General features: G+C 32.7%; 11 protein-coding genes. 8 read left to right on the top strand and 3 right to left on the bottom strand.

Translation table 11 applies throughout. The features are described 5' to 3' along the window. Window positions 1-59: 59 nt before the first annotated feature. Window positions 60-827 carry a DeoR/GlpR family DNA-binding transcription regulator gene (locus GFV00_RS08345; protein ID WP_160557793.1) on the bottom strand — a complete coding sequence of 256 codons (768 nt, stop codon included), beginning with the start codon at window positions 825-827 and terminating at the stop codon, window positions 60-62. A gap of 289 nt (window positions 828-1,116) precedes the next feature. Between GFV00_RS08345 and GFV00_RS08350 the strand changes: the two genes are divergently transcribed. The 8 genes from GFV00_RS08350 to GFV00_RS08385 all read left to right on the top strand — a co-directional run bounded on the left by GFV00_RS08350 (window position 1,117) and on the right by GFV00_RS08385 (window position 13,681). Continuing rightward, the gene (locus tag GFV00_RS08350) at window positions 1,117-2,691 is read left to right on the top strand and encodes a glycerol-3-phosphate dehydrogenase/oxidase (protein WP_160557792.1); all 1,575 of its coding nucleotides are present in this window, start codon (window positions 1,117-1,119) and stop codon (window positions 2,689-2,691) included. Between the two features lie 61 nt (window positions 2,692-2,752). After that, a complete protein-coding gene (pgtP, locus tag GFV00_RS08355; RefSeq protein ID WP_160542972.1) occupies window positions 2,753-4,111 on the top strand; it encodes a phosphoglycerate transporter protein PgtP in 1,359 nt (452 codons plus the stop codon). A 321-nt stretch (window positions 4,112-4,432) separates the two neighbouring features. Continuing rightward, window positions 4,433-5,659 (top strand): glycerophosphodiester phosphodiesterase family protein, encoded by a 1,227-nt coding sequence (locus tag GFV00_RS08360; RefSeq protein ID WP_160557791.1) that lies wholly within the window; start codon window positions 4,433-4,435, stop codon window positions 5,657-5,659. Window positions 5,660-5,986: 327 nt separating this feature from the next. After that, window positions 5,987-6,850, top strand: a complete 864-nt coding sequence (locus GFV00_RS08365; RefSeq protein ID WP_160557790.1) for a hypothetical protein — start codon at window positions 5,987-5,989, stop codon at window positions 6,848-6,850. Between the two features lie 120 nt (window positions 6,851-6,970). Continuing rightward, window positions 6,971-8,278 (top strand): hypothetical protein, encoded by a 1,308-nt coding sequence (locus GFV00_RS08370; RefSeq protein WP_160557789.1) that lies wholly within the window; start codon window positions 6,971-6,973, stop codon window positions 8,276-8,278. Window positions 8,279-8,406: 128 nt separating this feature from the next. Continuing rightward, the gene (gene glpK, locus GFV00_RS08375) at window positions 8,407-9,912 is read left to right on the top strand and encodes a glycerol kinase GlpK (protein WP_105296443.1); all 1,506 of its coding nucleotides are present in this window, start codon (window positions 8,407-8,409) and stop codon (window positions 9,910-9,912) included. A gap of 466 nt (window positions 9,913-10,378) precedes the next feature. Further along, entirely contained in the window at window positions 10,379-11,128 is a 750-nt protein-coding gene (locus tag GFV00_RS08380) for a hypothetical protein (RefSeq protein ID WP_160557788.1), read from the top strand. 177 nt (window positions 11,129-11,305) lie between these two features. Further along, window positions 11,306-13,681, top strand: coding sequence for a hypothetical protein (locus GFV00_RS08385; protein ID WP_160557787.1), 2,376 nt, complete (start codon window positions 11,306-11,308; stop codon window positions 13,679-13,681). 69 nt (window positions 13,682-13,750) lie between these two features. Here the strand turns inward: GFV00_RS08385 and GFV00_RS08390 are convergent, their stop codons facing one another. Both GFV00_RS08390 and GFV00_RS08395 read right to left on the bottom strand, forming a co-directional pair. Continuing rightward, window positions 13,751-14,725, bottom strand: coding sequence for a D-glycerate dehydrogenase (locus GFV00_RS08390; protein ID WP_160557786.1), 975 nt, complete (start codon window positions 14,723-14,725; stop codon window positions 13,751-13,753). Window positions 14,726-14,792: 67 nt separating this feature from the next. Next, the gene (locus GFV00_RS08395; protein ID WP_160557785.1) at window positions 14,793-15,512 is read right to left on the bottom strand and encodes a 3-ketoacyl-ACP reductase; all 720 of its coding nucleotides are present in this window, start codon (window positions 15,510-15,512) and stop codon (window positions 14,793-14,795) included. Window positions 15,513-15,525: the final 13 nt, after the last annotated feature.

The following is a 15,525-nucleotide window of genomic DNA, read 5'->3' on the forward strand; positions in this document are numbered from 1 at the left end:
TTTCAGTAAAAAACCCTTATGAAAAATCATAAGGGTTTTTTTTATAAACAAATCAAAATTTATTTGGCTACAATTACTTCTATTCCGTTATCTTCTAAAGTGGTAAGATCTTTTTCCATAATATCATTATCTGTAATTAAAACATCTACTTTATCCAGAGAACAAATCTGACCAAACCCTCTTTTATTTATTTTAGTTGAATCTGCCAAAACAATGACTTTCTCCGATTGCTCTATCATTACTTTATTAAGATGGGCTTCTGTTGAATTGGAGGTTGAAAGACCAAAGTCCAGGTCTATGCCATCTATTCCCAAAAACAATTTATTACATGAAAATTTTTTTAATTCGGATTCTGCTAAAGATCCTATTACGGAAATGGAGCTTTTCCTTAGATTTCCCCCCAGCTGAATTACATCAATAAAAGAATCCTTACTCAACTCCATTGATACACTTAACGAAGAGGTAATGATCGTTAATTTTTCATATCCTGAAATGATTTTTGCTAAATAATATACAGTAGTTCCTGAAGCTAAAATAATAAAATCCTGATCGTTAACGAACTTAAGTGCAGCTTTCGCTATTTTTTGTTTTTGCATTACTTGCACAAATTCTTTTTCGTTAATATTTTTTTCGAAAGCATAGAGAGGTTGCTTACTTGCTCCACCATGTGTTCTATATAAAAGACCGGTATTTTCCAAATATTGAAGATCCTTTCTGATAGTAACCGCCGAAACATTTAATTTTTCACAAAGCTCATTTACTTTAGTGAAATTATGCTCATCTAATTCATCGATAATAAGTTGCTGCCTTCTATTAAGCTTAATCATGATCAGGAATTTTTGAAAGTTTAAAGTTAAGAATAAAATCTAAATCTTTATTGCATTTTATCAATATGTCAATTAAATTATCATTAACAACTATATAGTCAATAAATTATTTTATTTTTATTCCATTAATTAACAGCCTGCACCTTTATTTTATCAAATTTTTAACTAAAATTTATAGGAATTTCAACAGAAAATTGTATATTAAAAAATTTCATACTGTTTCGTATTGTTTTTTTTGTAATTTTACCGACAACAGAAAAGAAGCAAAAAACAATTAAATTAAAACAAAATGAAACGAAGTGATCAATTATCAAAACTAAATACAAATTCTGAATGGGATGTAATTATAATTGGTGGCGGTTCAAGTGGTTTGGGAGCAGCTGTAGATGCAGCAACAAGAGGATATAAAACCGTTTTATTTGAAGCTCATGATTTTGCAAAAGCAACATCAAGTCGTTCTACAAAATTACTTCATGGAGGTGTTCGATATTTAGCACAAGGAGATATTGCCTTAGTAAAAGAGGCACTAAGAGAAAGAGGTCTTTTGGAAAGAAATGCCAGTCACCTTGCGAAAAAACAAGTTTTTGTTATACCTAACTATAAATGGATTGATGGTCCTTTTTACACCATTGGGCTAAAAATATATGATATGCTTTCGAAAAAACTTAGCTTAGGAAAATCCGAGCATATCAGTAAAAGCAAAGCGCTGGAAATGCTACCTACTGTAGAACCTAACGGTCTACATGGAGGGGTAATATATTACGATGGACAGTTTGACGATTCTCGTATGGCTGTAAATCTTGCCCAAACTGCTGTAGAAAATGGGGGAGCCATCTTAAACTATATGAAAGTAACCGGTTTAATCAAAGATGATAAAAACCAAATTACAGGTGTAAAAGTTAAAGACGAAATTAACGGTACCGAATACGAAGTAAAAGGAAAGGTAGTATTAAATGCCACCGGTGTATTTACTAATGATATTCTTAATATGAATGATCCTAATCATAAAAAAACAGTTGTTCCAAGTCAAGGGATCCACTTAGTATTAGACAAATCATTCTTACCGGGAGATAATGCTTTGATGATTCCTAAAACCAGCGACGGAAGGGTATTATTTGCCGTTCCATGGCATAACAGACTAGTGGTAGGTACCACAGATGTATTAGTTGATCACCCAAGTTTAGAGCCTAGAGCTTTGGAACAAGAAATTGAATTTGTACTTAATACAGCATCTCAATATCTTGTTAAAAAACCTACTCGAAAAGACGTATTATCCATCTTTGCGGGACAAAGACCATTAGCGGCTCCTGACAAAGAAGGAGGAAGCACTAAAGAAGTATCTAGAAATCATAAAATTTTAGTTTCAGAAACCGGATTATTAAGTATTATCGGTGGAAAATGGACAACCTTCCGACAAATGGCAGAAGACTTTATAGATAAAGCCATAGAGACCGGAAAAATTGACCGTAAACCTTGTAAAACAGTTAATCTTTCCATTCACGGGAATATGCCGGCAAATCAAGTAGACAGAACCAATCATTTATATGTTTATGGTTCCGATATACCGGCTATCAAAAAACTTCAGCAAGAAAATCCTGAATATGCAGAAAAAATCCATCCAAACCATGACTATACAAAAGCTGAAATTGTATGGGCTGTTAGACAAGAGATGGCGCAAAAAGTTGAAGATATATTAGCCCGAAGAGTTCGACTATTATTTGTTGATGCGCGCGCTGCTATAGATGCAGCTGAATCGGTAGCAAAAATTATAGCTAACGAATTAGGATATGATGACAATTGGGTTGCTAAAGAAACTAAAGAGTTCCAAGATTTAGCCAAAGGATATTTATTAGTTAATTACTAAAATAAGTTGTCTATCATTTTTTCATTAAAAAAATAATTAACTCTATTATAAAATTAAAAAAATGTCAAATTTTTTAGCTCCACCTAAGCCTATTGAACGTAAGCCGGAATCGGAAGTTAAATCTTCCTATACGCAATTGAGGCTTCAGGTCTTCATAGGAATATTTATAGGATATGCTGCCTATTATCTTGTTAGAAAAAACTTTTCATTGGCTATGCCTTATTTAGTTGAAATGGGTTTTTCTAAATCAGACCTCGGAATTGCCTTTTCATTCAATGCTACTGCGTATGGTTTATCTAAGTTCATCATGGGTGGTATTTCAGATAGAAGTAATGCAAGAAAATTCCTTCCTTTAGGATTAATTTTAGCTGCGGTTTCAACCATTATAGCAGGAACTTCCATAGGAATGTATAATATTACCGTAATGGCCGTTTTCCAATTTTTAGTGGGTTGGTTCGGGGGTATGGGTTGGCCTCCCTGTGGACGAGTGATGACTCATTGGTTTTCTGTTAAAGAAAGGGGAACAAAAATGGCTATATGGAATTTAGCTCACAATGTTGGTGGTGGATTATTAGGTCAGGTAACCAAATGGGGAATTCTTTTCGCTTCATCTCTTAGTATGAGTGTTCTAAGCTGGAAAGTAGGAATGTTTTGGTTTCCTGCAGGAATTGCCATCCTAATCGCCATAATTTCTTATATTCTTATTCGTGACAATCCTCAAGCATGCGGCTTGCCGAGCATTGAAGAATATAAAAATGATTTCCCTCCTAATTATTCTAAAGATTCCGAAAAAGTATTATCAACTAAAGAAATATTTTTCAAATACGTTTTAAATAACAAAATGCTTTGGTTCGTTGCATTCGCTAACGCCTTTGTTTACTTTATCCGATACGGAGTACAAGACTGGGCTCCTACCTATCTTTCAGAAGTAAAAGGATATTCCCAAAGTGATATCAGCAATGCCTATACCTATTATGAATTGGCTGCTATACCGGGAACCTTATTATGTGGTTGGGTTAGTGATAAGATATTTAAAGGGAAAAGAGCCATGACTACCATTATATTTATGTTATTGGTAATTGTATCAATAGTTGTGTATTGGCAAAATCCGGACAGTAAATTAGTTGATTTAATCGCATTAACTTCAATAGGATTCTTTATCTATGGTCCGGTGATGTTAATAGGTGTTCAAGCATTAGATTTAGCTCCTAAAAATGCAGCAGGAACTGCTGCAGGTCTTACCGGTTTCTTCGGTTATTTTATCGGTACTTCATTACTTGCTAATATAGTTATGGGAAAAGTTGTTGAATCCCTTGGATGGTCGGCAAGCTTCCAATTGTTAATTGGCAGCGGCATTTTATCCATTATATTTATGGCTTTCACTTACAAAAAAGAACAAGAATTGGATAAAAATAAATAACAATATAAAAATACATTCTTTTTCTGTTTTTAATAAGTTTTGATTGTGATAAAATTTTTTGGAATGAATTACAAATGGATGTATAAATCCATTACTGAATAAAAGCTCTGATTTAATTGAAAATTATTTGAAAAAAATAATGATTGATAAAAGATAAAACATGAGTTAGTTAAAAATCCTGTTTTTAAATATGATGTAAATAGAGCCACCAATAAAATTTTTCACAATCAAAACCTATTAGCATTGAAAAGAAATACCATCAAGTAGCAAGATATCTCAAAAATTAAATTCAAACTAAATTCACTTTTTTATAATAGTTATATGAGAAATAATAAGCTGGTTACATTAGCATGTTTAAGTATGATAGCTTTATCATGCAGTAGCGATGATAACGCATCCACAAACAGTATAGAAGAAGTTCTTCATTTATCTCCTGAAATGCAAAAAGTAAGGGATTATGTTCCTGAAAATGCCGTAATAGGTCATAGAGGAACTTCTTATTGGGCACCGGAGTCTACAGAGTCCGCATATAGATGGGCGCGAAATATGGGTGCCGATTATTTGGAAGCTGATCTTCAAATTACCAAAGACAGCGTAATTTTAGTAGTGCATGACAATGTACTGACCCGAACGTCCAACATTAAAGATATCTATCCGGACAGAGCAACTCAACCTGCCTCTACCTTTACTTATGAAGAATTATTAAAGTTGGATGCCGGTACTTGGTTTAACCATGATAAAAATACATCACCCGACAGAGCTAGACCTAGCTTCTCCTCTCAAAAACAATATATCAGCACCTTGGAAGACTTACTAATGTTTGCACAAGGAAAACGTTTAAAAAGAGATTCTAACGGAGAAAGAATTTGGAAAAAAATAAACGGAAAATATACTTTTGAATATGAAGATGACCCGGCAGATAATGGAAACAGACCCGGAATTTATATTGAAACTAAAGAGCCCAGTTTAAATCCCGGAATAGAGCATGCTTTAGTAAAGGAATTGAATCGACATGGATGGAACATTATTGAAAAACCGGCTACAGAAACCGCCCATTTCAAAAACGGTAAAGTAAATGTCGGAAATACCAATGGGAAAGTTGTATTACAGACTTTTTCTCATAATAGCTTACTGATTTTAAAAGATTTATTTAAAGGAAAAATTCCAACCGCTTTATTATTTTGGAAAGGTACCGGGCCGGATGATATACACGATGATCAACAAGCCACTTATATAAAACATATTAATTTCGGAATTGAAAATTTAGCACAGTTTATTGGTCCTTCTATTGCCGGAGGAACTCCACCCGACAATTGGCCGGAATTATTAAATCCTTGGCAAGCAGAATTAATACACCAATCAGGTATGAAAATACATCCTTATTCCTTTGATAATGAGGGACAAATGATTAAATATTTTTCTTTTTATGATGGAATGTTTACCAATCAATCGGATCTAACAATTCGTTTCTATCATGAAAAGCAACTCAGAGAAGGAGGACCGGCTTATCAAGATGCTAAAACTATATTGACAGATTTAGGCTACTAAACAAAAAAATTATAGGTTATTTTCAATTTTATTACTTCGATATAGTTTAAATGTTGTTTTCTTAAGAAGTTTAACAAAATTGAAAATAACCCTTTCATCAAACAGTAAAAAACTACTTATCAAAATTTCGCCTAATTAAAATATAAAAATTAGATACGCGTCAATCGTTTACTATCACATTTCATTTTTTAATCAGATCCTATTAATAAAAATAATCTTATAAAAAAACACGAAGTAAAAAATCTAGCCATTAGTTGATCAATAAAGAATAAATAAACGAGTCAAAATAAAAAATAAAATAAATATTAACGTTACAAAAAAAAGATCATGAAAAAACTAATACTTGCACTATTAGTAGTTGGATTCACTTCCATGAATGCTCAAAAATTAGCAAAATCAGGGAGTAACTACAAACTAAAAAAAGTTATTCCTGTTGAAGGAAGACAAGGTATTGCTATAGACAAAGATTACTACTATGTATCAAGCAGCACCGCTTTATTTAAATACGATAAAAATGGGAATCTAATTACAAAAAACGATAAACCATTTACCAAATTTGAAAAACAAGTAAATCATTTCGGAGATATCGATATTTATAATGGAGAAGTTTATACCGGAGTAGAATTTTTTGATTCAGGAGTTGTACGCAATATTCAAATTGCCGTTTACGATGCTGAAACTTTAGATTATAAATATTCTATAGACTTTGGAGAAATTGAACAACCGGAAGTTAGTGGAATTACTATTGACAGAAAGAACAACATTGCTTGGATGTCTGATTGGACTTCCGGATGGTATGTATACAAATATGATTTAAAAACTAGAAAATATATTGGTAAAGTTCATTTACAACCCTCTCCACAATGGCAACAAGGGGTTTATCATATTGATGGAAAACTTTTAATAACTTCTGATGACGGGGATTCCGATATTCCGGAAGCAGATAATGTTTATATTGCTGACGTAAGCGATCCGAACCAAACTCGTGCTGAAGTTTCATTATTTAGATCAATTCCTGAATTTAAAAGAGCCGGAGAAATTGAAGGTCTTTCAATTGATCCTGTAACCAATGACCTTGTTATCCTTAATAATAGAGGAGCAATCATTAAAATGGGTATGCCGTCCGGATTCTACCCAGGCTATGACAGAGAAATTCACGAATTGTATATTTTTGAAAAAACTAAAAAATAATTCTCTTTCGTTCCACTTATTAACATAAAAAGATAAGGCAAAGCATTAAATACCAAATCTTTGCCTTGTTTCAACAACTACATTACGAAACCAATTAATTACTAAACAAAAACAACTAACATGAAATTTAAACGCAGTTTATCTCTTTTCTTTACGGCAGCATTTATTTTAGGCTATGGCCAAAAAGCCTCCCTGGATAAATTCCAACAAGTCAGCGACTCTATTAAAAAAAGACCTTCACTTGTGGAACGTATGAACAGCGATAGCTCCCAGCTTTCTCAAGGTATTAAGTTAAATTTTATTAAAGAATTAACGGGAGGAGATGAAAATAGCTTTACTCCTACTCTGAAATACGGAATCGGTATGGTTCTGGAAACTATTTACCAACAAGTTCCTAGTGAAAAAGGACCTCATAAAGAAGCAAATTCAAGCTATAATTTTCAACCGGCTGCATTCAAAATAGGATTCTTACATACAGATATGGCTATATCTCCTAAATTGAGCGCTAGCATAACTTGGAACCTACACGCAAGCAAAATTTCTGATGCTTTCATTAAATATAACTTCCATCCGTTGCTTAATTTACAGTTAGGACGTTTTAAAGGAGCCGGAAACAGAGCTGCTAATGAAACATCTGCTTATGACTTAGATTTAGCCGACTTTACTTATACATCTGAAAATCAAAGTGCAGCTCAAGGAGCTCCTGATTTAAGACATTATGGTATTAACGTTTCAGGTAACGTTAAAAATTTTGTACGATATGCCTTCTTTTTGCATAATAGCGACAGCAATCGAGACAGATATTGGTCTTCATTCAACGATGGTCCATCGGAAGGACAAGGAAACCACGGTTTAGAATTTAAAAGCTGGGATGCATCCCTACGTTTTTTCCCTGTAAAAAATGTCGAATTCGGTGGTCATATGGGTGCTGTTAATCTTCCTGGAATGGGCTTTAAACAAGCTTGGGCTTATTCAGGGTTTTTATATTATATAAATCCTAACAAATACAAATTTAAATTTGATTATGGTACTTACAAAAATGTACGATTTACAAGCGTTGATGAAAATGGAAATACTATATTTGTAACCCCTAACAATATGGATTATACTAAACATGATTTTGTTAAGGTTAATAAGTTAGGTTACTCTTTATTAGCAGGATTTAATATTACTCCAAAAATTGAACCTGTTGCAAGATTTGAATATTTCAATCAAGGAAATAAAGATATTTCCGGATTTGACTATGAAAAGCTTTACTTATATACTGCCGGGGTAAATTTCTATTTATACCCTAACAGTCCAAGAATGGCAAAAATAACAGCGTTCTATCAGCATAGAGCGGAAACCGGTGGACCAAGCATTGCTAATGATTGGTTCGGGTTGAGTTACCAAATCGTATTATACAATAATACGAAAGGAGTTTTTTAACATAATAAAAAACATATAAAATTTAAAATACATTTAAAAAAAGATCTTTAAATTACTAATCATCCTATTTTAAATGTATTTTTTGTTTTATTTTATACGGACAAATTAAATAACTAAAATCAATAAAGATGAAAGAAAAATTCATTTTAGCTTTAGATCAGGGAACTACATCTTCCAGAGCTATTTTATTTAATCATGGAGGAGAAATAGTATCGGTTGCACAAAAAGATTATACCCAATACTTTCCAAAACCGGGATTAGTGGAACATCACCCTGAAGAAATTTGGTCTTCGCAAATGTCTGTTGCTGCCGAAGCAATAGCTAAAAAAGGTATATCCGGATTGGATATAGCTGCGATTGGTATTACCAACCAAAGGGAAACCACAATTGTATGGGACAGAGAAACCAGTGAAACCATTTACAATGCTATCGTTTGGCAAGACAGAAGAACTTCCAAATATTGTGATGAACTTAAAGAGCAAGGTTTAACTGATATGATCCGTGAAAAAACCGGTTTAATACTGGATGCGTATTTCTCAGGTACAAAATTAAAATGGATATTGGACAACGTTCCGGGAGCAAGAGAAAAAGCTGAACAGGGAAAACTTTGTTTTGGTACAGTAGATACTTGGTTGGTTTGGAAACTTACCAGAGGAAAAATGCACGTAACCGACGTTTCTAATGCTTCTCGTACCTTATTGTTTAATATTCATACTTTGGAATGGGATGAAGATTTATTAAAATTATTTAACATTCCTAAATCTATGCTTCCTGAGGTTAAACAAAGCAGTGAAGTGTATGGTGAAACCTCCACTACTCTATTCTCAACAAAAATTCCTATTTCAGGTATTGCCGGAGATCAACAAGCTGCTTTATTCGGCCAATTGTGTACCAATAAAGGAATGGCTAAGAATACATACGGTACAGGGTGTTTCTTATTAATGAATACAGGTGAAAAACCGGTTTTATCTAAAAATAATTTATTAACTACTATTGCGTGGAAAATTAATGGTAAAACTTATTATGCGCTTGAAGGTAGTGTTTTCGTTGGTGGAGCGGTAGTTCAGTGGTTAAGAGACGGAGCTAAAATTGTTAAAACCTCTGCTGACACTGAAAATTTAGCTAAAACTGTTCCTGATAATGGAGGGGTATATTTTGTTCCTGCATTAACCGGTTTAGGTGCTCCGTACTGGGATCCTTATGCTCGCGGAGGAATTTTAGGAATTACCAGAGGTACTACTGATGGACACATTGCCAGAGCAACCTTAGAAGGAATTGCTTACCAAGTGTATGATTTAATAAAAGCTATGGAAGCTGACTCCGGCGTTCATGAAATTGAACTTCGAGTTGACGGGGGTGCTTGTGCTAACAATTTAATGATGCAATTCCAATCTGATATTTTCGGATTTAATGTAATCAGACCTAAAACATTGGAAACAACCGCTCTAGGTGCTGCTTATTTGGCTGGATTAGCTGTTGGTTATTGGAAAAGCATTGATGAACTTCAAGCTCAACGATCTGTAGACCGTGTATTCACTCCTGAAATGGATAAAGATAAAGCCGAACATTATTTAAAAGGTTGGAAAAGAGCGGTAAGCAGAGTACTTAATTGGGTTGATGATGAAGACAAATAAAGTTTTCAGGCAAAAACTTTCATTTACTATAAAATTATCAAGAAATAATTAAATTAATTGTTTCAACAAGTTCTTAGCGTTGGTTTTTGTGATTTTTTGTAAAACTAATTACAAATAGAAAAAGTAACTAACAATATAGTTACTATGGATTGATTAATCGTATCCATAGAATATAGATGGTTTTACTGATGCTAATTTTGAATGTAATAAAATTTTTCAGAATTCGGCATCTGTAAATCTATCTATAAAATATATTATAAAATTTAGACAAGATAATTTTCAGCTTTATAATAATCTCTAAAATATTTGTACTAAATATCCTATTTTTTTAATCTAATTGATACAAAAGTTTCAATATGTTTCCGAATAATTAGCAAGAAATTATATATTCCGATAGAATATTTATATTTTTACACTCAAATTTCAACGCTGATTTAAAATAAAAAACAAACTAAAATCCATTAATATGAAAAAAATTCTTATTTTACTTACACTTCTTATATCTTCTATTTCATTATATAGTCAAGAAATAGAAAGATTAGATTTCAATCTTAGTTTACGATCTAACCACTTTTGGAGAGGTATAACTGTAACAGACGGTGCAATGGCCGACGTAGACATAAATTATGCTTTAGATCATAAAAAATATCTAAAATTGGGAGTTTGGGGCGGTATAGGTCTCGGGGATACAAACGGACAACACTATCATGAAATTAATTACTATCTACACTATAGTACGGGAAAATGGGGTGTCGGTGTATGGGATGTATTCAATTCTACCGGAAGATTAAAAGATGCTAAGGATAATGACATTTGGAATTATGATCACAAAACAACCGGACATCGATTTGATTTCAGAGGATATTTTGTTTTCTGTGACAGCTTTCCTTTAAAACTGGATTATGGAACTTCTTTTTACGGAGCAGACAGAAATGAAAAAGGAGATCAAAGATGGTCTACTTATACCGGACTAAATTATCCTATTTTAAAAGGTAAAGTGGTGGATCTAGATATATTCTGCGGTGCTGCTTTTGGTCTTGCAGGAAAATCTAGCTTTTATGGTAATGAAAAACACGATTTCGACATTGTAAATGCCGGAATTACAGCTTCTAAAGATGTTACGGTTCTCGGATATAAATTACCTGTTTCTGCCACAGCCATGTGGAATCCTTCTCGCAAAGAAGCAAGAGTACAAATCGCCACTTCTTTATTTTAATAAATATTTTTAATTCAGATATAAAAAAAGTCGGTTTATAATAAATCGGCTTTTTTAGTTATTAAAATACTTTAAACCATTTTCGTATAAAAAATAATTTTATAAATTTACGATTTCAGTACAAGCTAAATATTTGGATTTTTTAATCAATTGAAGCAAAAAAGATTATTTCTATAAATGCAAACATCTATAAGAAGCAACTTAGTTCTATTATTTTTTCTCTTTTTTTCTCTACATCTTTTCTGTCAAATACACATTAAAATTGTAAATATTGAAACCAATCTACCTGTTGAAAAAGCTTTTATTTACAATGAATCAAATAGCCTGTTAGGGTTTACCAATGCTGAAGGAATGATTACTTTAGATAGTAATATAAACAAAATAATCATTCGTGTTGAGGGTTACTTGCCTAAAATAGAAATGATCGGCAAACTGGATAAAACTATTTATTTATTTAAAAAAATTAAAAAAAAGAATGATCCTAAGGCTGTATCTATACTAAAAAAAGTATGGGAAAACAGTAGTAAAAATAATGTTGATCATCTCAATGCATATAAGTTTGATTCGTATGTGAAATTTACTTTAGACATGCCTTCTGATTCTGTTACTTATATTAACCATCCTAAAAGAAAATTGGATACTTTAAACAATAAATTAAAAGGATTTTTAGAAAAAAGCATGGTTTTCATTGGTGAAAGAACTATGCTTTATGAATATGATAAAAAATATGGTAAAAAAGCCATTGTAACAGCTTATAAAGCAGGAGGATTTAGTAATCCGCAATTTTTTAATTTTTCCATTGCAAAATCAATGGTCAATGATTATCCTGAAATGCTAAAGCCCAGGGAAACGCAGGGAACTATATCCCGATTGGTAGATAGTGTCTATATTGACAACAGAAAAACATATGTTATCTATACCTATTCTCATGGAAAAAGTGAAGCTCAATTTTACAAAAATCTAACTGTTTTTGTAGATTCTGAATCGTATGCGCTCGTAAAATTAATTGGCAATAATTCGAAAATCTCCAATATATACTACGAAATAACTTATGCTCCCTATGAAGGAATTTGGTATACAGAAGATGAATATATGAAGACGGAAATTTTAAGCAGTAATTTCATCAAAAAAATAAATAAACTACTGCCTAAGGGATTGCATTCGATAACTCGATTAACTACTACGGCAACCATAGATTCTCATGTAACCAATTTCACTAACGATGTTTCTTATACTGCTAATGACTTCAAAGGATATGAATATGTTATCTCAAAAGAAGTTTCCCACAATGCAGATGAAAAAATTTCAGCTCTGAGAGATGATTCTTTAACTCATCGCGAAGCTACTACTTATAATGAATTATATCGAATATCAAAAGAATACAAACTGGAAACTAAATTACGATTTTTAAGAAAACTTACCGAGGGGAATCTGGAATTGGGATTTTTTAATTTTGATATATACAGTATATTCAGTCATAACCTGTATGAATCTTTCCGTTATCAACTAGGAGGACATACTAACCATAAATTCAGTAAAAATACTCGTATTGGAGGGTATATAGCTAAAGGAACTCGAGATGAGGAAGTTAAAGGAGGAGCAGATGTAACATTTTTTGTAAATAAGCACCAAGGTGGAGAATTATCTATAAAAGCAGAAACCGATGTGCTGCCGGTGGGAAGAACCAAAATTAAATATTTAACTCCAAAAGATGAGCTTACGGCTAAAACCAATAATATTTACAACGGTGATTATTTTAGCTATAGGAAAGTAGAATTGTCATATCAACAAGACTTTTTAAAAAATATTGATATTACTTTTGCGGTTGATTTCCAAAGACAACGGGTGAATTTTCATTATAAATTTAAAGATTATGATGAAAGTACTTGGTTTAACTATGTTAATACTGCCATACGTTTACGATATGCTCCCAATGTAAAATATATCGAATCGAATAACGGAAAATATACATTGCAAGATAAGCCTCCTTATTATTATTTTACTTATGCTAAATCTTGGAAATTATTTGAAAACAGTACAGGTATTCATCGTTTATACCTCTCGGCTTTATATACTTTTTTGTCTAAATTAGGTAAAACTGAAATTATCGGGAATATAGGAGCCACTTTCGGAGATACTCCAATTATAAATTCTTTCGAGGGCAACGGGGTTGCGAAGCACGGAAACAGTATTTGGGGTAGATTTGCTTTTAAAGGCTTTCAAAGTTTTGAAACTATGAGACCTTCCTCCTTTTTTTCAGATAGATTTATTTCTTTTCAATTTACCCACCATTTCCGTCCTTTACGGGTAAGTGAATTTAAATCTTTACATTTTGCCATATTATACAATGGTCTTATAGGATGGATGCCGAATAAAGATGTTCATTCGCTTTTTGAATTCGATGTTCCTAAAGATTATTACCAGGAAGTTGGTTTTGAAGCAAATAAGCTATTATTAGGCCTGGTAGGTGTTGGCGTATATGCTCGTTTAGGCGCTTATAAAGTTGGGAATTTAGATCAAAATATGTCTATCAAGTTAACTATGGAATTATAATTTTCAAATAAACACATATAGATTTTACAAGCTCATACAACATTACTATAAATCAATATAATATTTTAATTATTTATATACTTCGGGATTAACGACGCAAGGTAATTTTTCTCCTTTTAAACCGGAAATAATATTTTTAGCACACAAAGCCGACATCGCATTTCGCGCTTCTATAGTTGCTGATCCGATATGAGGCGTAACCGCAACATTTTCCATGCATAATAAAGGGTTATCTGCTTTCATGGGTTCGGGATCTGTTACATCTAATCCGGCTCCCCAAATTTGACCTTCTTGGATCGCCTGTATTAAATCTTTTTCATTAACCATAGGACCTCTGGCCGTATTTATTAAAATAGATGTTTTCTTCATTTTTTTAAACGCTGAGGCATTAAAAATACCTTTATTTTCATCTGTTAATGGCGCATGTAAACTTATTACATCCGATTGTTCCAATAATTCTTCAAAAGAAACATAATGCGCTCCTAATTCTTTTTCGGATTCTTCTTGTTTATGCCGATTATTATAAAGGATATTCATCCCATATGCATTTTTACATTTTTGAGCCATCTTGATTCCTATACGTCCCATTCCAAATATGCCTAAGGTCTTTCCATTCAATTCTTGCCCTAAATATTCTACCGATAAAAAACCGGGCTTCCAATTTCCTTCGATTATCCTTCGATAATTAAAAAAAGCTTTTCTGGAAACATTCAACAGTAACAAGAAAGCAATGTCTGCCGTTGCATTACTGAGAACATCCGGGGTATTTCCCACTGGTATGCCCAAACGTGTGGCTGATTGGATATCGATATGATTATAACCAACCGAAAATGTGGAAATAACTTTCAAATTTGTAACTTCTTTAAAAAAACTTTCCGGCACAGGAGACATCACATTTATATATGCGTCGGATTGTTTACATTTATCTATTAATTCTGCAAGGGTAATAGGTTCCGAATTTGTCCACATTTCGACCTCATAACCTGCCTTTTTCAGCATGTCTATTCCTACTTCCGGTATTTTGCCGGATATAAATACTTTCATCTATTTGTAATGTTAAAATAATAAAGTCCGGTACTATTAGCCGGACTTTATCTATGGGTTTATAATTTTAAGGATTGGTTGACCATAAAGATGCATTTGCCAACAAGGCTCGTTTATTTAACTTAAGAATATCAACCACTAATTCTGCAAAATCTTCCGGCTGTAAAACTTTTTCCGGATTTCCATCCGTAATTTTTAATAATTTTACAGACATGTCTGATGCAATGGTACTTGGTGTAAGAGTTGTAACTCTTATATTGTGCTTCCTCATTTCATACATCAATGATTCCGACAAGGATATTAAACCGGCTTTTGAAACACTATAGGCTGAAGTGTTTGCTCCCCCTTTTAAACCTGCCGTGGATGAAACATTAATGATATCTCCTCCTTTTTTTTCAATCATTGCAGGCAAAACTGCTCTTGACATGAAATAAGGTCCGAAGAGATTGGTTTGTACAATATTTTTCCACTGATCAACAGGCATATCCAAAAAACTTTGAAATGCTGAAATTCCCGCATTGTTGATCAAAATATCAAAGGATCCGAAGCTGTTTTGTAATTTTTCCATTTCCGTTTCAACTTCTTTTTGATTGGAAACATCAAAAATTGAATATGCAGCTTGTATTCCTTTTCCTTCTAATTCCTTTACAGTTTCCTTAACTGTTTTTTCATCTCTTCCTGTAATAGCTACATCTACCCCTTCAGCAGCCAGAGCTAAAGCCACTGCTTTTCCTAATCCTCTGTTTCCACCTGTAACTATTGCTTTTTTACCTGTCAGTTTTTCCATAATAATTCTTTAT

This window comes from Apibacter sp. B3935 (assembly GCF_009827705.1).
GTDB lineage: Bacteria > Bacteroidota > Bacteroidia > Flavobacteriales > Weeksellaceae > Apibacter.